Annotated in this window: 17 protein-coding genes; 8 read left to right on the top strand and 9 right to left on the bottom strand. The window is 66.4% G+C overall.

The window, feature by feature from the left end; genetic code table 11:
- The first annotated feature begins 44 nt into the window (after positions 1-44).
- Complete coding sequence (locus QF038_RS03770; RefSeq protein WP_307608897.1) at positions 45-2,654, top strand: AMP-binding protein; 2,610 nt, start codon at positions 45-47, stop codon at positions 2,652-2,654.
- A gap of 260 nt (positions 2,655-2,914) precedes the next feature.
- On the opposite strand, the gene QF038_RS03765 is transcribed toward QF038_RS03770, so the two are convergent.
- Positions 2,915-3,709: a hypothetical protein gene (locus tag QF038_RS03765; protein ID WP_307608895.1), complete on the bottom strand. Its 795-nt coding sequence runs from the start codon at positions 3,707-3,709 to the stop codon at positions 2,915-2,917.
- Between the two features lie 402 nt (positions 3,710-4,111).
- On the opposite strand from QF038_RS03765, the gene QF038_RS03760 reads away from it, so the two are divergent.
- From QF038_RS03760 to QF038_RS03745, 4 genes are all read left to right on the top strand, one after another.
- Positions 4,112-4,477 (top strand): metalloregulator ArsR/SmtB family transcription factor, encoded by a 366-nt coding sequence (locus QF038_RS03760; protein WP_091416751.1) that lies wholly within the window; start codon positions 4,112-4,114, stop codon positions 4,475-4,477.
- A complete protein-coding gene (locus QF038_RS03755; RefSeq protein ID WP_307608892.1) occupies positions 4,474-5,580 on the top strand; it encodes a cation diffusion facilitator family transporter in 1,107 nt (368 codons plus the stop codon). The genes QF038_RS03760 and QF038_RS03755 overlap by 4 nt, the downstream gene beginning before the upstream one ends.
- Before the next feature lie 264 nt (positions 5,581-5,844).
- Positions 5,845-6,588, top strand: a complete 744-nt coding sequence (locus tag QF038_RS03750; RefSeq protein ID WP_307608890.1) for a GAF and ANTAR domain-containing protein — start codon at positions 5,845-5,847, stop codon at positions 6,586-6,588.
- 30 nt (positions 6,589-6,618) lie between these two features.
- Positions 6,619-7,359 carry an ABC transporter permease gene (locus tag QF038_RS03745; protein WP_307608888.1) on the top strand — a complete coding sequence of 247 codons (741 nt, stop codon included), beginning with the start codon at positions 6,619-6,621 and terminating at the stop codon, positions 7,357-7,359.
- A 12-nt stretch (positions 7,360-7,371) separates the two neighbouring features.
- Here the strand turns inward: QF038_RS03745 and QF038_RS03740 are convergent, their stop codons facing one another.
- The 7 genes from QF038_RS03740 to QF038_RS03710 form a co-directional block, all read right to left on the bottom strand.
- Positions 7,372-7,671, bottom strand: a complete 300-nt coding sequence (locus QF038_RS03740) for a DUF4193 domain-containing protein (RefSeq protein ID WP_307608886.1) — start codon at positions 7,669-7,671, stop codon at positions 7,372-7,374.
- A gap of 135 nt (positions 7,672-7,806) precedes the next feature.
- Positions 7,807-8,268 carry an SgcJ/EcaC family oxidoreductase gene (locus tag QF038_RS03735; RefSeq protein WP_307608884.1) on the bottom strand — a complete coding sequence of 154 codons (462 nt, stop codon included), beginning with the start codon at positions 8,266-8,268 and terminating at the stop codon, positions 7,807-7,809.
- Entirely contained in the window at positions 8,261-8,704 is a 444-nt protein-coding gene (locus QF038_RS03730; RefSeq protein ID WP_307608882.1) for a hypothetical protein, read from the bottom strand. The genes QF038_RS03735 and QF038_RS03730 overlap by 8 nt, the downstream gene beginning before the upstream one ends.
- Before the next feature lie 200 nt (positions 8,705-8,904).
- Positions 8,905-9,279, bottom strand: a complete 375-nt coding sequence (locus tag QF038_RS03725) for a cupin domain-containing protein (RefSeq protein WP_307608880.1) — start codon at positions 9,277-9,279, stop codon at positions 8,905-8,907.
- Between the two features lie 207 nt (positions 9,280-9,486).
- Positions 9,487-10,314 carry an ABC transporter ATP-binding protein gene (locus QF038_RS03720; RefSeq protein ID WP_307608878.1) on the bottom strand — a complete coding sequence of 276 codons (828 nt, stop codon included), beginning with the start codon at positions 10,312-10,314 and terminating at the stop codon, positions 9,487-9,489.
- A complete protein-coding gene (locus tag QF038_RS03715; RefSeq protein ID WP_307608876.1) occupies positions 10,311-11,402 on the bottom strand; it encodes an iron chelate uptake ABC transporter family permease subunit in 1,092 nt (363 codons plus the stop codon). The genes QF038_RS03720 and QF038_RS03715 overlap by 4 nt, the downstream gene beginning before the upstream one ends.
- A complete protein-coding gene (locus QF038_RS03710; protein WP_307608874.1) occupies positions 11,399-12,463 on the bottom strand; it encodes an iron ABC transporter permease in 1,065 nt (354 codons plus the stop codon). Before QF038_RS03710 ends, QF038_RS03715 begins: the two co-directional genes overlap by 4 nt.
- A gap of 125 nt (positions 12,464-12,588) precedes the next feature.
- Between QF038_RS03710 and QF038_RS03705 the strand changes: the two genes are divergently transcribed.
- From QF038_RS03705 to QF038_RS03695, 3 genes are all read left to right on the top strand, one after another.
- Entirely contained in the window at positions 12,589-13,593 is a 1,005-nt protein-coding gene (locus QF038_RS03705) for an ABC transporter substrate-binding protein (RefSeq protein ID WP_307608872.1), read from the top strand.
- A 109-nt stretch (positions 13,594-13,702) separates the two neighbouring features.
- A complete protein-coding gene (locus QF038_RS03700) occupies positions 13,703-14,638 on the top strand; it encodes a siderophore-interacting protein (RefSeq protein WP_307608870.1) in 936 nt (311 codons plus the stop codon).
- A gap of 136 nt (positions 14,639-14,774) precedes the next feature.
- Complete coding sequence (locus QF038_RS03695; protein ID WP_091416783.1) at positions 14,775-15,059, top strand: DUF1540 domain-containing protein; 285 nt, start codon at positions 14,775-14,777, stop codon at positions 15,057-15,059.
- 96 nt (positions 15,060-15,155) lie between these two features.
- Here QF038_RS03695 and QF038_RS03690 read toward each other — a convergent pair whose 3' ends face one another.
- Positions 15,156-16,328, bottom strand: coding sequence for a glutamate--cysteine ligase (locus tag QF038_RS03690; protein WP_307608868.1), 1,173 nt, complete (start codon positions 16,326-16,328; stop codon positions 15,156-15,158).
- Positions 16,329-16,341 lie beyond the last annotated feature (13 nt).

The following is a 16,341-nucleotide window of genomic DNA, read 5'->3' as shown; positions in this document are numbered from 1 at the left end:
AAGTCCATTTGAGTTAGGTAAGGTTCCCCTTATAAGTTGCACCGGTGACGTTACAGACAGAGCTAGCCGGCGTCTCCTTTGCCGCCACCCTGGCCCGCTTTGGAGACCGCACCGCCGTCAGCACCAACACCGGGCCGCTGACCTACCGCGAGCTCGCCCGCCGTGTGGAGGACATGGTCCACTCATTCGGCGAAGGCCGGCGCCTGGTTGCACTGGAGGCCGAGAACAGCCTGCCGTCGCTCGTGGCCTACCTCGCAGCCCTCGCGTCCGGGAACCCGCTGCTGATCCTGCCCTCCGGCGGCGCGGCGGCCGATGCGCTGATCGCGGCCTACAACCCGGACATCGCGGTGCGGGCGTCCTCTGGCGAAGCAGTCCTGGACGTGCGCCGCGAGGACACCGCGCACGATTTGCATCCGAACCTGGCGCTGCTGCTCAGCACATCCGGATCCACCGGCTCGCCCAAACTGGTGCGCCTCTCTGCCGACAGTATCCAGGCCAACGCCGCCGCCATCGCCCAGTACCTGCAGCTGCGCCCAAGCGACACCGCCGCCACCACACTCCCCCTCTCCTACTGCTACGGGATGAGCGTGGTCAACAGCCACCTCCTGGTGGGTGCCACCCTTGCGCTGACGGATCTTTCGGTGGTGGATCCCTGCTTCTGGGACCTCGTCCGCACCGAAAAGGTGACGTCCTTCGCCGCGGTGCCCTACACGTTCGACCTCCTGGACCGCGCGGGCTTTGCGGACATGGACGTGCCCAGCCTGCGCTACATCACCCAAGCCGGCGGACGGCTGGCTCCCGAGCGAGTGCGCTCCTACGCCGCGCTGGGCCGCCAGCAGGGGTGGGACCTGTTTGTGATGTACGGCCAGACCGAGGCGACGGCGCGCATGGCCTACCTCCCGCCGGACCAGGCCGCCGAGCATCCGCAGGCCATCGGCGTGCCCGTCCCCGGCGGGTCCTTCCGGCTCGAGCCCGTCCCCGGACTGGACGCCTCTGAACTGGTGTACTCCGGGCCCAACGTGATGCTGGGGTACGCCGAGCGGCCCGAGGACCTTGCCCTGGGCCGGGTGATCACCGAGCTTCATACCGGCGACCTCGCCCGCCGCGGCGCCAGCGGACTCTACGAGATCGTTGGCCGGCGCAGCCGCTTCGTGAAGATCGTGGGGCTCCGGGTGGACCTGGGGCAGGTGGAAAAGATCCTGGCCGATCTCGGCGTGACCGCTGCCGCTGCCGGCACCGACGACGCTGTGGTGGCCGCCGTCGAAGGCAACCACGACCTCGCCCTCATCGCCAAAACCCTGGCGCAGGACCTTGGCCTGCCGCGCGCCGCCGTCGAACTTTATCCCGTGGAGGCCATTCCGCGCCTCAGCAACGGGAAGCCCGACTACCCCGCCGTCGCCGCCCTCGCCTCCCAAAGGGAGGACGACGACGGCGCTGCCGCGGCGCCGGACGCGGGCTCCACCGATGTGCGGCGCATCTTCGCCGAGGTGCTGGAGCAGGACGACGTGGCCGATACCGACACGTTTGTTTCCCTCGGCGGGGACTCGCTCTCCTACGTGGCGGCGTCCCTCCGGCTGGAGCAGGCGCTCGGCTACCTTCCGCAGGGCTGGCACCTGATGCCGGTGTGCGAGCTCGCCCCGGCGCCGCACGCATCGCCTGGCCAGGTGCCGCCGTCGGGCAATCTTCGTTCGGAGAAGCCGCGCGGGCCCGGTGCCTGGCGGCGAAAGGTGCTCGCGCCGATGGAGACGGGGATCGTGCTCCGCGCCGTGGCCATCATCTTTATCGTCTCCACGCACATCGGTTTCTTCCACTGGACCGGCACCGCGCACGTCCTCATGGCCCTGGCGGGCTACAACTTTGCCCGATTCCAGTTATCCGGCGGGCGCACGGCAAGGCTGCGGCGGCACCTGCGAAGCATCGCGCGGATTGTGGTGCCCAGTGTTGCGGTCATCGCCATCGCGTTCGCCATTACGGACAAATACGCCTGGTACAACGTGTTCCTACTGAACCCGCTGCTGGGCCCGCCGGGGTGGAGCGACTACTCGCGCTTCTGGTTTGTGGAGATCCTGGTCCACATCCTCCTCGGCCTCACTGCGGTGCTGGCTATCCCAGCCGTTGACCGGGCGGTGCGCAGGTGGCCGTGGGCGTTCGGGATGGCCCTGGTGGCGGTTGATATGCCGCTGTTTTTTGGCCTGGTGGACAGCCACTACCCGGGCCAAGGTCCGGTGCTGTGGCTGTTCGGGCTGGGCTGGGCCGCTGCTGCTTCCCGCACGCTGTGGCAACGGGCGGCCGTGACCGCGGTTGCTTTCCTGGTGGTTCCCGAGTCCTTCGACGACCCCTACCGCAGCGCCACCATCCTGGCCGGCTGCCTCATCCTGCTCTGGCTGCCCACCCTGCATGTGCCGCGCGGGCTTCACCGGATTACCGCCCTGCTGGCCAGCGCATCCCTGCACATTTACGTGACGCACTGGCTGGTGTATCCGCTGGTTGATCCCTACAGCAAGGGCCTGGCCGTCCTGGCGTCCCTGGCCTGCGGGGTCCTCTACTGGATCCTGGCCACGCGGGCCATGGCCTTCGTGGAGAAGCGGATGAAGCGCCGGCGCTCCCAGTCCTTGGCCCCTGTGCATTCCCGCCCGGTTACTTTCCGCGCCTAGGGACGCCACGCCGTGTACGACGGCGTGTCCCCGGCTCTGGCGGCCTGGCTGCGGGAGTAACTGGGAAGGAACGCACGGGCTCCCTGTGTTCGGCTGCCCTAATAGCGGTTACGCGGCGGGCGGGACTGGGCGGCGCGCATCTGCTTGGCTTTCCGCGCCTGCAGAATCCGGCTGATGATGGTGGGGAGCAAAGCGAAAAGAAGTTTCTTCACAAGACTGATCCTTTGGTTGGGCCGGTGGCTGGTTTTTGTTTTGGCTGTTTACGGCTGGCGCTCTGAAGCCCGGACCTCGCTGAACGGATCGTCCGGATCCTTCAGCGGCACGCCGCCCGCTTCGGTCCCTGAATAGGACGGGCGGGCAGGTTCCCCATAGATGGTTTCGCCGTAGGTTGCGGGGGTGGCTGCCCGGTCCTGGTAAACCGGCTCCCCGCCCCAGGCTGCAGCTTTTGTTCCGGCCGCCTGAGCAGCCATGGGCTGGACCGCGGGCTGTGCCGTTGGGGCTCCTGCCTGCAGGCCGCGGGCCACGCGGCCGGCGAGGATCCCGGCGCCGGCAGCCAGGAGCAGGAACATTCCGGGCTTCCGGCGGGCGAAGGACTGCACGTCAGCCAGCAGCGCCGCCGGTTCCTTATTTTCAACCCAAGAAGCAATTGAGGACGCCCTCCCTGCAGCCTGCCGAACCAGGTCACTGGCCACGCTTTGTTCGGCCGAGGCGTCCGCCATGGAGTGCAGCTGGCTGGAGATGTTGCGGATTCCGCTTGCAGCCTTCCGCTGCTGCTCGCCAGCCTGGCTGCTCACGCCCGTCTTCGCCTGCTGCAGCAGACCCTGCGCGCTGGACTTGGCTTCGGTTGCGACGTTTCCAGCCTCAAGTTTGGCGGTCTGGGCCACATTGCGGGCCGCGCCGGCCGCCTCACCGGCAACCTTCGACGTCTCCTCCTTCGCTGCATCCTTCTTCGTGACATAGGTTTCCGGCTCCGCCGACGCATTGGCCTGGGTGTTCCCGTACTGGTCGAGAGGGCTTCCGGCAGATGGCTCAGGCCACTGGTTCTCGGACATCATCGCTCGCTTCCACTGGATCCTGCTGGGTGTTTGGAGCACAGCCGGATCAATTAGTAAGTAGGGTTACTAATTAGATAGTAGGCACACGAGCGGACCGTCGCGCAAGACGGGATGCGCGATTGGGTAGGTCTCCTTCTGCCAATCGCCTCCGCGAGATGACAGTTCACGGCGGTCCCCGCCCCTGCGATTGCCGTCAAATGTCATCTCGCGCCTCCATGACGGAGTTTCCTAATGTCTCCAGCCGCTTGACCCGTTCGACCCGTTCCACGCCAGCCCAGTTTTTGACGCTCGCCTGCAGGTTTAGCAACCGCTTCATGGTCAACTGCCCCCAAAAACCGGGCCAATTTGGCAGCGGCCGCAGGGGATTGTCATCTGGCCGGGCGCCTATGTCAGAATATGCGCATGAATGCAGATAACAGTGCTTGCTCGTTGAGCGCCGACAGCCAGTACGTGGAGCTTGCCGTTGAGGTGTTCGCGATGCTTGCCGATGCCACGCGCGTGCGCATCATCCTTGCCCTGCGCGACGGCGAGATGGCAGTAGGTGCTCTGGCCGATGTGGTGGGGAAATCACCGGCCGCGGTCTCCCAGCACCTGGCCAAGATGCGCCTGGCCCGGATGGTTTCCACCCGTCAGGACGGCACCAAAGTCTTGTACCGGCTGGAAAACGAGCATGCGCGGCAGCTCGTCGCGGATGCCATTTTCCAGGCCGAGCACGCACTGGGCGGAGAACCGGCGCACCACCGCCGCGAGCGGAAGGCAGCATCATGAGCAGGCAGGACCACGTTCACCAGCATCCTGAGGCCGGGCATGGTCACGGGCACAACCATGAGCATTCCCATGACGATGACCACACCCATGGACCTGACCATGACCATGGCCACAGCCACGACCACGGACACGAGCATGACCATGACCACAGGCACCATCACCACGGCGGGTTCAAGGGCTGGCTCTTCGAGCTGTTCGTCCCCCACACGCACGACGCCGCAGACTCCATTGACGACGCCATGGAAGCCAGCGTTGAAGGTATCCGTGCGCTTAAGATCAGCCTCTTCCTGCTCCTGGCCACCACCATCCTGCAGTTCCTGGTGGTGCTGGTGAGCGGTTCGGTGGCACTGCTCGCGGACACCATCCACAACTTCTCGGATGCACTCACCGCGGTGCCACTGTGGATCGCGTTCATCTTGGGCCGCCGCGCAGCCACCCGCCGCTACACCTACGGCTTCGGCCGGGCGGAGGACCTGGCCGGGTTGTTCATCGTCGCTGTCGTTGCCCTGTCCGCCGTCGTCGCAGCCTGGCAGTCCGTGGACCGGCTCCTGAACCCGCAGCCGCTGACCAACCTGTGGTGGGTATTCGCCGCGGGCCTGATCGGTTTCGCCGGCAACGAGGCGGTGGCCATCTACCGCATCAGGGTGGGCCGCCGGATCGGCTCCGCCGCCCTCGTGGCCGACGGCGTGCACGCCCGCACCGACGGCTTCACCTCCCTGGCGGTGGTGCTCGGCGTGGTGGGCGTGATGCTCGGCTTCCCCCTTGCCGACCCCATCGTCGGGCTCCTGATCTCCGCCGCCATCCTGGTCCTGTTGTGGGGAACGGTGCGCAGCATCGGCCGGCGCCTCATGGACGGTATTGAGCCGGACCTGGTGGACACCGCACAGAAAGCGCTCGAAGGAACGCCGGGCGTCCTGGCCGTGCCGCGCCTGCAGCTGCGCTGGTCCGGCCACCGGCTGCAGGGCGCTGCCACCTTGGTAATGGACGACGGCGTCAGCCTGGCTGAGGCGGAACAGGTCACCCGGGAGGCGGCGCACCGCCTCAAGCATGCCCTGCCGAAGGCGGACGACATGGTCCTCACTCCCCTAACCGCCGCCCGATAGCGCAAGGCCGTGCCGCCGTCGTGCGTTCCTTCCCGGTTACCTCCACGGATAGACAAAGCGAGGCCGAAAACACTGGCCTACCGGATCCGGAAGTGTAAGTAACTGGGCGGGAGCGCACGCCGCGCCAGCGGGAACATCCACGATAGGGATGAGGGGTGCCGGCAGAACCTGGCGGGCATAGACTGAACGTCCGCAAGCAGCGCGGACCCATTTGCCATCAGGCCCTCCGCAGCAGGGCTGAGGCATCCCAGGAATCGAGGCCGCATGGCCAAGGAACCCAGCATCCAGCAGGACAACAACGTGGCCGACTACCTCCAGGATCTGGTCCTGGAATCGGCAGACGTTGATGAGCTTCTCACCGAACTCGCCACGTTCTCGGCGTCGAGCCTTTCCCATAATGGAGACCTCCTGTGCGGGGTCACCCTGATGCGGCGCAAGAAACCGGCCACGGTGGCAACCAGCGATCCCAGCGTCCTCGCCCTGGACGAGTTGCAGTACGGCTACGGTGATGGGCCCTGCCTGGCGGCGCTGCGGGCGGGCAGCACCTTCCACGTCCCAGACCTGAGGGAAGAACACCGCTGGCCCCGCTACTGCACAGCGGCCTGGGCTGAGGGAATCGGCTCAATTCTGTCCGTGCCACTCCCCCTGGAGGGCGAAGCGACCGCGGGACTCAACCTGTACTCGACCCGCACCCACGCGTTCAGCGGCGAGGACATCGAAAAGGCCGAGGCCTATGCCGAACAGGCGTCCAAGGCCCTCCGCCTGGCTGTCCGGGTGGCGCAGCTGGCCGATGACCGCCAGCACCTCATCGGGGCGATGGAATCACGCACCACTATCGATATCGCCGTCGGGGCCATCATGGCGCAAAACCGGTGCAGCCAGGAATCGGCGCTGAAGATCCTCCGGATTGCCTCCAGCACCCGCAACATCAAGCTCCGCGACGTGGCCGCATCGATCGTCGCCTCCGTGGCCCAGGACCCGAAAGTGCTGACGCACTTCGACTACTGACCCACGGACCGCCATGAGTAGGCTGGGCTGATGGCCCTCCTCGCTGCCCTGGCACCCCCCATCGCGGCCGTGGCCATCCTCATGCTGCTCACCGTGGCCGTGCTCCGGGGCGCGCGCACGCCCCAGTACCTGGCTCCCGCCATGGCCATCCTCCGCGGGGCCGCCCAACTCGCCCTCATCAGCCTGGTGCTGGGCGGCATCATCACCGATCCGCTGTGGGTGGCGGCCGCGCTGGTGGTGATGTTCGGCGTGGCTGCCCTGACGGCAACCCGAAGGCTGACCTGGTCCTGGCCGCGGTTCCTGGTGGTCGCGGGGACCATGGCCCTCGGGATTGCGGTGACGCTCGCCGTCGTCTTCGGCACCGGGGCGGTGGACTTGGAGCCGCGGTACGTCCTCGCTGTGGGCGGCATTGTGATCGGCAACTGTATGACCATCGCCGTCCTGGCCGGGCACCGGTTCTACGAGGCCGTCCGCGAGCAGTGGGACCAAGTGGAAGGCTGGCTCGCCCTGGGTGCCACGGCCCGGCGGGCCACATTGACTCAGGCGCGGTACTCGGTGCACGCGGCCCTGATCCCCTCAACCGACCAGACCAAAACCACCGGCCTGGTGACCCTGCCCGGTGCGTTTGTTGGCGCGATCTTCGGCGGCGCGTCCCCGTTCGAGGCCGGCCGCTTCCAGGTGGTGGTGCTGGCGTCCATCATGGCAGCCGGCGCGATCACCGCCGTCGCACTGATCCGGACCCTGGGCGCAGTGAAGGTGCGGCCCGCCTAGCGACTCCCCTGCTCAGCCTTCGCACTCCGTGCAGTATTTCTTCCCGTCCTTTTCCCGGGCCAGCTGGCTGCGGTGGTGGACGAGGAAGCACGACATACAGGTGAATTCATCGGACTGGACCGGGACCACCTGCACCTGCAGCTCTTCGCCCGAAAGGTCCGCTCCGGGGAGTTCAAAACTTTCCGCCAGCTCGGTTTCGTCGAGGTCGATCACACCCGCCTTGGGCGCGGCCTTGTCCGACTTGAGCTCATCGAGCGGTTCGCTGAGCTCTTCCTCGGCAGATTGCCGCGGCGCATCGTAATCAACTGCCACTGATTCTCCTTTATTGCTCTGGATGGAACTCTTGCTCTTGTTGGAACCACGACACAACCCGGCTGAGCGGCTGGTTATTCCCGTTTACGTTGCAGGCATTGTACTGTCCGCGCGACGGCGACGCGCGCCACCCCTCTATCCCCGCCCACCGGGGAGCAGCTGTTGCAGTTCCGCGGTCATCGCATTGACCAGCTCTGGCCTGCCGTGGAACTGTGCAGGCGTGTTCTGGAACAGTTCGATGCCCCAGACGCCATCTTCCAGCATGGCCACCAGTGTTTGATGCGCGTTGGTGGCCGGGGAGATGTCCGTCCGGCCTGGCGGAACCAGCCCGCTGATGGCAGTGAGCAGCGTTGCGCCGGGTCCCAGCGGCCGCACGGAGCGCACCTTGGTGACGTACGTGGCCGTTGCATGGTCCTTGAAGATGGGATCGAGGTGCTGGAAGATCTCATCGGGTCCGCTGGCGGTGCTGCCATCAAACCCGATCTGGAGCCCGCGCTGCGTGAAGAGGTCCGCCATTCCCCGGGCGTCCCGCCGGTTCCAGGCATCAATCAAACCCTCGTACAGCCCGCGGACTTTGGCCAGGTCCGAATCATCCATCGCCGCCCCCTAGAAACGTCCGGATAGTCTCTGCCATTCTCTGTGACTGTGTCCAGTGCAGATAATGATTGCCTTCCAGAGTGACGATCTCGTGGCGCCGGACATTCTTGAGGAGGTTCTCCGCCGCGGCCGTCTTTTCGGCAGTGTGCTCGGTTTTTTCGTCAGCGACGAAGGCCAGCACGGCCAGGTCGTCCGGATACGTCACTCCGCGCAGGGCCTGGGAGTTGTTCCCGATCCGGGCCGTTTCATCCACCACCGCCGGGCTGCCGAAGTTCCAGTTCATCATCATCCGCATGCGCCGCAGCTCATCCTCGGTGTACGCCTTACTGTCCGGATCGATCAGGCCGGGCGCCACAGCGGCCGCCGCGCGCAGCACCCCTGTAACAGCCAGGGCCCGTTGCCAGTTGAACTCGGGCTGCGGCTCCGGCGCCGGCAATTTCCGGGCTCCAGGACCAGGTTGACCGCCGTCGAGAGCAGGATCAGTCCCAGGATGACGAGGGCCGCGATCCCGGCCCGGCGCAGCCCGCGCCGGGGCTTTTTGGAAACCCCGGCGCGGGCTGCTTCAGGATGGTTGGAAACCTCTCGATGAAATGCAGGCACGAGGCCTTCCAATCCGACCAACTCTTTATGGTGCGCCTAGGCAGGCTTGGCAAACACAGCCGCACTCATGATTTCGTAGGCCACGAACGGCTGGTCACCTTCCACCCAGGCGTCGTGGCCGGCAGGAATGGTGTACGCGTGGCCGGCGCTTACCGTGCTTTGTGTTCCGTCATCCATTCGCACTGTCAGTGTTCCCGAGGCACAGATTCCTACGTGGTTGACCTGGCAACTATCGGTATGCACCACGGTCTTGATGGTCTCGGACCAACGCCAGCCGGGCTCAAAGGTAAACCTGCCCAAGGTGGTGTCCCCGACGTTAACAACATCGACGGCGGTCTTGGGCGGACGGCGCCGCTCATCGGGATCGTCGAATGACTTGGCTTCAAGGGATCTTACTGTTTCTCCGGCCATTTCCTTCTCCTGATAGGGAGTTATTGGAACTATTCATCCGGAGCGCCCAGACCGCTCCCGGGCTTCGTTGGCCGGCCCAGGTGGGGACCAGAGCCGTGCCAACGCTGGCACCCAGCGGTATCAGAGTGCGCCCGGGAGCGGATCGTGTCAATACGCGGGCAGGGCGCGGAAGAACAGGCGTTTGACTCTCCCGGGCCAGCGCCGGGCTCACCTTGCGGCGGGCCGCCCCGAGGCAGAGTGTCCGAGGGGGATCACGTGGGGGCGTCCGTCTGTGGGTTCACTGACCACCTGCGCGTCCAGGTCAAAGACTTCCCGGAGGAGTTCCGGAGTGACGACGTCCGCCGGGGCACCTTGCGTAACGATCCTGCCGTCCTTCATGGCCACGATGTGATCTGAGTAGCGGGCTGCGAGCGAGATATCGTGCAGCACCATCACCACTGTCCTGCCGCGCTCCCGGTTGAGCCGGCGGACAAGTTCCAGGACATCCACCTGGTGTGCGAGGTCAAGATAGGTGGTGGGCTCATCCAGGAGCAGTATGCCGGTTTCCTGCGCGAGAGTCATCGAAATCCATGCCCGTTGGCGCTGTCCGCCGGAAAGGTCCTCCAGCGGCATGTCCGCGAGCCCGCCGACGTCAGTGGCCTCGAGGGCATCCTCCACCACACTTTGGTCCGCCGGGGAGAACTGCTGGTACCACTTCTGCCTCGGGTGCCTGCCCCTGGAGACCAGATCGGCCACCGTCAGCCCCGACGGCGCCGTGGGCGTTTGCGGCAGGACACTGATTCGGGTGGCGATATGCCTGGTGGGCTGGATGGCGAGGGGTTTGCCGTCAAGGAAGACCTGCCCCGCCCGCGGCGGAAGCAACCGGCCGAGACCCCGCAGCAGTGTGGACTTGCCGCAGCCGTTGGGCCCGATGATGGAGGTGATCCGGGCCTCCGGGATGCTCAGCGTCAGGTCCTCGATGATGGCCGGGCCGTCGTATCCAAGGCTGAGGTTTTCGGCTTTCAGGCCCGTGCGGCCCGAGGTGGGGGTGGTCAATTCAGCCTCCGCTGGTACTTCAGGAGCAGGTGGATCAGGAACGGGGCACCGAGGACGGCGGTGGCGACGCCCACCGGCAATGGCGCGCTCAGGGCGTTGGCGGAGACGGTGTCCGCGAGCAGGACGAAGACCGCACCCACCAGGGCCGAAACACCCACGGGTGGAATAACGCCGGCCGTCAGGGACCGGGCGATCTGGGGGCTGGCAAGTGCCACAAATGCGACGGGTCCGGCGGTGACGGTGGCAACGGACGCCAGCAGCACCGCGATGGTCAGCACAACTATTCGCACGGCACCGATCCGGACTCCAAGTCCGATGGCCGTGTCCTCGCCGAGGCTGGTCAGCAGCAGCCAGCGGCCGCTGGCAACGGCAGCAAGGATAAGTACGACGGCGGCCGTCGCCATGGGCTGGACAGTGGCCCAGTCCTTGCCGTTCAGTGAGCCGGTCATCCATGTCAGCGCCTGCGCAGCGCTGGTGACGTCGCCCAGGGTCAGGATCCAGGTGGTGAGGCTGGCGGCGAGCCCGGAAATGCCGAGGCCTGCCAGGACAAGACGATAGCTGTCCAGGCCCCGCCGGTACGCGAGAAGGTACACGGCGATGCCGCTGAGGATGCCGGCGGCGAAGGCTGCCGCGGGCATTCCCACCGTGGCTGCAATCCCGCTGAGTCCGGCATGGCCGCCACCTGCTATTACCAGGACCGCCACCGCACCCAACGACGCCCCCGCGGTCACGCCCAGAAGGTCAGGGCTCGCCAAAGGGTTGCGGGCCACCGTCTGTGTGATGGCCCCCGCGGCGGCCAGGGACGCGCCCACCACCACTGCCGCCACCATGCGCGGGGCACGGAATTCGGTGACCGCGAGGTGGATGCGGGCTTTGCTGGCGTCCCCGAGCAGGGCTGCCAGGACGTCGGGATACGGCAGCGGAGTTCCGCCGAAGGCAACGTGCAAGGCCATGGCGCCCAGGAGGACGGCCGCGAGCACGGCGGCAACGGCGACGAGGCGAAGGTTCAGCCGGACGGACGCCGGCCCGATCCGCAGTGCCCTGATCCGGATCTTCGCCGCGGCGGGCCGGGTGGCCGTGGCGGTCACAGCGTTGCCAGCCTGCGCCGGCGGGCCAGATGAACGAAGAACGGTGCCCCGATGACGGCCAGGACCACTCCTACCGAGAGCTCGCCCGGCCGGGCGACCACCCGTCCTGCGGTGTCGGCCAGCAGCAGGAGGGTGGCTCCGGTCATCGCGGAAACGGGAACCAGGACGCGGTAGTCGGGTCCGGTTATGGCGCGGGTCAGGTGCGGGACCAGCAGGCCTGCGAAGGCGACGGGGCCGGCCATGGTGACGGCGGAACCGGCCAGGAGTGTGATCGCGGCGATGCCTGCCGAGCGGGCCCTCAGGACTGAGATTCCCAGCGAGACGGCGGTATCGGCTCCCAGCGCCAGGGCGTTCAGCGGACGGATATTCAGGAGGGCCAGCACCACCCCTGCCAGCACAAAGGGCCAGACCACTGACACCACGCCGCTCTGCCCGACCAGGGACCCCACTTGCCAGAACCGCAGCGTATCCAGTGCTTGATCGTTGAGCAGGACGATTCCTGCCACGAGTCCCGAGCAGAGGGCTGTCACCGCCGCCCCTGCCAGCACCAGCGTCACCGGCGTGGAGCCGTGGCGGGCGGCGGAACCGATGGCAAACACAAGGACGCTGGCTCCCAGGGCCCCGGCGAAGGCCAGCCCGGCCTGCGTCAGCGCCGGCAGTTCACCAGTGAAGGCAGTGGCGGCCACAATAGCCAGCGCTGCTCCCTGGTTGATACCCAGCAGTCCGGGGTCCGCCACGGGGTTCCGGGTGTGCCCCTGGACCAGGGTTCCGGCCAGGCCCAGGCAGATGCCGGCAACGACGGCAAGCACGGTCCGAGGCCACCGCAATTCCCTGATGGTGACGTCCATGATGCTGCCGTCCGGTGTGAACAGCGCATGCCAGGCATCCTGCAGCGATGAGGGCTGGCCGCCGATACAGAGGCTCACCAGCACCGCTGCCGCAAATGCCGCGGCTGCGGCCAGCCAGCGGAGGCCGCGCCCTCTGGTGCGTGGGCTGGTCCGGGGCACAGTTGTCAGCTGCCCGGCGGCAGTCACCGTCCCGGCGGTCTCCGTTGTTTCCACGAGATCCTTCTATTACGTCACTATTCTGTGAGCTAAATCCTCAAAGCCTGCTACAGTCTACGGCAGACATAGGTAAGCCTCGCCTAACAGGTCTCATCCCCGTCACATCGTTTGAAAGCGACCACGTGAAAACACGCATCCTCAAGCAGCTCAGTGCTGCCACCGCTGCCCTCGCCCTGATGGCCACCGCCGGCTGCAGCACCCAGGCAGCCTCCACCCAGCCTGCTACTGAAGCTGCAGAAGCCGCCGGCTACCCGCTGACCATGGAGCACACCATGGGTTCGACCACCATCGAGACGAAGCCCAAACGCGTCGTCGCCCTTGACCCGAGCTATATCGACGCCGCGCTGCTCCTGGAGGCAGACCTGGTGGGGTACGTACAGTACCGCCAGGACCCGAAGGCACCCTTCGCGCCGTACCTGGGAGACGTCGCCGAAGCCACCAAGGATGCCGTCAACGTGGGCACCCTCGCTGAACCAAACCTGGAAAAGATCCTGGAACTGCAGCCGGACCTGATTGTCTCTGCCAAGGTGCGCCACGAGGCCCTCTACCCGCAGTTGTCCAAGATCGCACCCACCATCTTCTCTGCCAGCACCGGCCCCACGTGGAAGCAGAACGTCGTTTTCCTCGGCGAAGCCCTCGGGAAAAGGGCCAGGGCCGAACAACTGGTGAAAGCCTACGAAGAGCGGGCTGAAAAAGTGGGCGCCGACATCCTCGCAAAGAAGCCGGACGCCACGTACTCCCTGATCCGGTTCACCGGCGGAGACACTGCGCGCCTGTACTCCTCCAAATCCTTCATTGGCGAGATCATGACGGACATGCGCATCCCCCGCCCCAAGGATGCCCCGGACAGCCAGTCCGAGATTTTTGTCCCTCTCTCCTCCGAGCAGATCCTGCAGGGCGACGCCGGCCTGGTGATGGTCAGTGCGTTCACCCCCGCCGGTGCCGAGGGGGACAAAACGCGCGCCCAGCAGGAGAAGTTCCAGTCCAACCCCCTGTGGCAGCGGCTCCAGGGCGAGGTCAAGCCGGTTGATGATGCAACGTTCCTGGCATCCGTCAGTGTCCAGGGTGCCCACGCAGTGATCACGGAACTGGCAAACCACTACGGCGTGGACCCGCACCTGCCGTAACCCGACAGGAGGCGGCGGGCAGGCGGGAAAAACACCGCCTGCCGCCTCCTGTCCCCGTCCCTTGTACCCCGCCCCCGCCCCTGCCAGGCAGGGAAGGAGATCTTTGCCAATGAACACCAGGCCAGAAGCGGACCGCTACCCGGTGCGGGTTTTCGAGGTGGCCGTCAGCCGCGTACAGGACCTTTCGGCCACGTTCCGCCGGATCACCTTCACGGGGCCCGCCCTGGACCGGTTCGGCGTCGAGGGACCCACACTGGACCTGCGGATCAAGCTGCTCCTGCCGGTACCCGGCCACACGTTGTCCAGGCCCGGAGCTCCGGACGGGACCCTGTATGAGGGCTGGTACCACGACTGGCTGCGCCTCGAGCAGCCGGGGCGCGGTTTCATCCGCAGCTACACTGTGCGCGCAGGCCGGACGATGGCCGGTGCACGTGAAATCGATGTTGATTTTGCCCTCCACCCCCACGTCGAGGGCAAGAGCTCACCTGCCTCTGACTGGGCCCGCGCCGCGGTGCCAGGCGTAAGCGCACTGATCATTGGCCCGGAGGTGGCGGCGCAGACAGCTTTGCCGTCCGAGGCCGGCATCAGGTGGTCGCCAAGGAATGCGCGTGAGGTACTGCTGGCCGGCGACGAAACGGCAGTGCCGGCCATCGGCTCCATCATCGAAGCACTCCCCGCCGATTTCACCGGGCACGCTTTCCTCGAAGTGCCGGACTCCTCGGACATCCAGGAGGTCAGCACCGCGTCCGGAGTCCGCGTGACGTGGCTGCCCCGGAACCCCGCCAAAGCCCGACGCGATGAACTTCTTCTCGACGCCGTCCGGCACACCGTCAGCGCCCCCGGACAGACTGGCCCGGACGTGGTCCCTTTATACGCCTGGGTGGGAGCCGAAGCCGGCACCGCCAAAATGCTTCGGAGGCATCTGGTCAATGAGATTGGCCTAGACCCCAAAGTGTCGGAATTCCGGGGCTACTGGAGCCTGGGCAAGGCCGGCTCGGGAGTGAACGGAACACCTGTCCCGGCGCCGGAACTCTGCACCTCCTGATGATCACAGGCCGCGCACAGCACCAATGCGTGAATTACGTCAAACAATTGGGTCTTTTTGATCAGGGCCTGCAGGCCTACCGTGGGAAAACACAGGACGGCCAACCCGGGCTGCCGAAGTACGGAGGGTCTTAAAGATGACGACGCACGTCGCAGACTGCAGCGTAACCAACTGTTCCTTCAACGACCACACCAACTGCAACGCCGCCGCCATCACCGTCAGCGGCGCCGAAAACCACGCCCAGTGCGCAACATTCATTGACACCGGCATGCACGGCGGCCTCCCCAAGGTGCTCGCCGACGTCGGAGCCTGCCAGCGCAGCGAATGCGTCCACAACGACCACCTGATGTGCAACGCACCGGAAGTCCGTGTGGGCCCCGGCGCGGACAACGCGGACTGCCTCACCTACTCACACAGCTAACGTTCCGGACCCCGGTGGTTGAGCCAGTCGAAGGTTTCGACAGGCTCAACCACCGGGGTGACGGCTCAACCACAGGGTGACAGGCTCAATCACCGCCTACTCTGCCGGCACCCACACCGTGCAGTCCGCAGCATCGGCCACCACGGCCTCAAGCTCCCCGGCGCGGTGCAGCACCTCCAGCTGCCGTGAAGCACCGGTGCCCACGGCAAGCACGTCGTCGACCAGTTCCTCCACCCGGCCCAGGTCCCCCGTGTCCTCCAAAGCCTCGCGGATGTGGTCCAGCAGCACATTCACCACGGCGAGTGCGGGCGCGGGTTGTAACGTCAGCGGGTCCAGCAGTTCCCCGCGCAGCCCCCACCGGCTCGCTTTCCAGGTAGCCAGCCGCACGAGCTCTGTGGGTACGGCCACGGGCGGGACGCCTTCCCGCCATTCCCGGGCGGCCGTTTCCACCAGCCCCCGCGCAACCCCAGCCAGCAGCACAGCGTTCTGCGGGCGCAGGCACACATCGGCAATCCGGATCTCAACGGTCGGGTAATGCCGCGACAGCCGCGCGTCGAAGTACACCATGCCTTCGTCCAGCAGGACGCCGGTGCTCACCATGTCATGCACCAGCTGGTGGTACGCCTCCGGCGAGCCGAGGATATCCAGCGGCCCGGCGGACGGCCACCGGCTCCACACCTGCGCGCGGTAACTGGCATACCCGGTGTCCTGCCCGTGCCAGAACGGCGAATTCGCGCTGAGCGCGCCAAGCACCGGAAGCCAGGTGCGGATGCGGTCCAGCACTGCCACGCCCTCGTCGTCCGAGTCCACGGCAACGTGGATGTGGCAGCCGCAGGTGAGCTGTTCCCTGGCGGTCAGCCCGTACTCCTCGGTCATGGCAATAAAACGGCGAAGCTGCACCGGATGTGGATCGGTTGGCAGGGGCGATGTTCCCAGGGCCGCGGCCCGCACCCCAACCCTGCGCGCTTCTGCATCCGCCATGGCCCGCCCCAGGATGATGTCCGCCTCCAGCGTCGCCATGCTGGCATGGGGAGGGGTGACGACTTCGATCATTTCCTGCTGGAATTCGGCAGTGAGGACCGGCCCGCCGCCCGGGCCGGCCGGGCGTTTGTAGCCTTCCAGCAGCCCGGCGGCCAAAGGCACGGGCTCCCCCGTCTCCGGACTTACCAGCAGCAGCTCCTCCTCCATGCCAAACGTACGACGACGGCGCTCGCCTCCGCGGGTGCCGTCAGTTGCCGCCGGGGTGCTTTCCGCTCCTGAGCCGTCCATCGCCGTCGTCCTT

It is taken from the genome of Pseudarthrobacter sp. W1I19 (assembly GCF_030817835.1).
Classification (GTDB): domain Bacteria; phylum Actinomycetota; class Actinomycetes; order Actinomycetales; family Micrococcaceae; genus Arthrobacter.
This window is presented reverse-complemented; position numbering and strand designations above follow the sequence as displayed.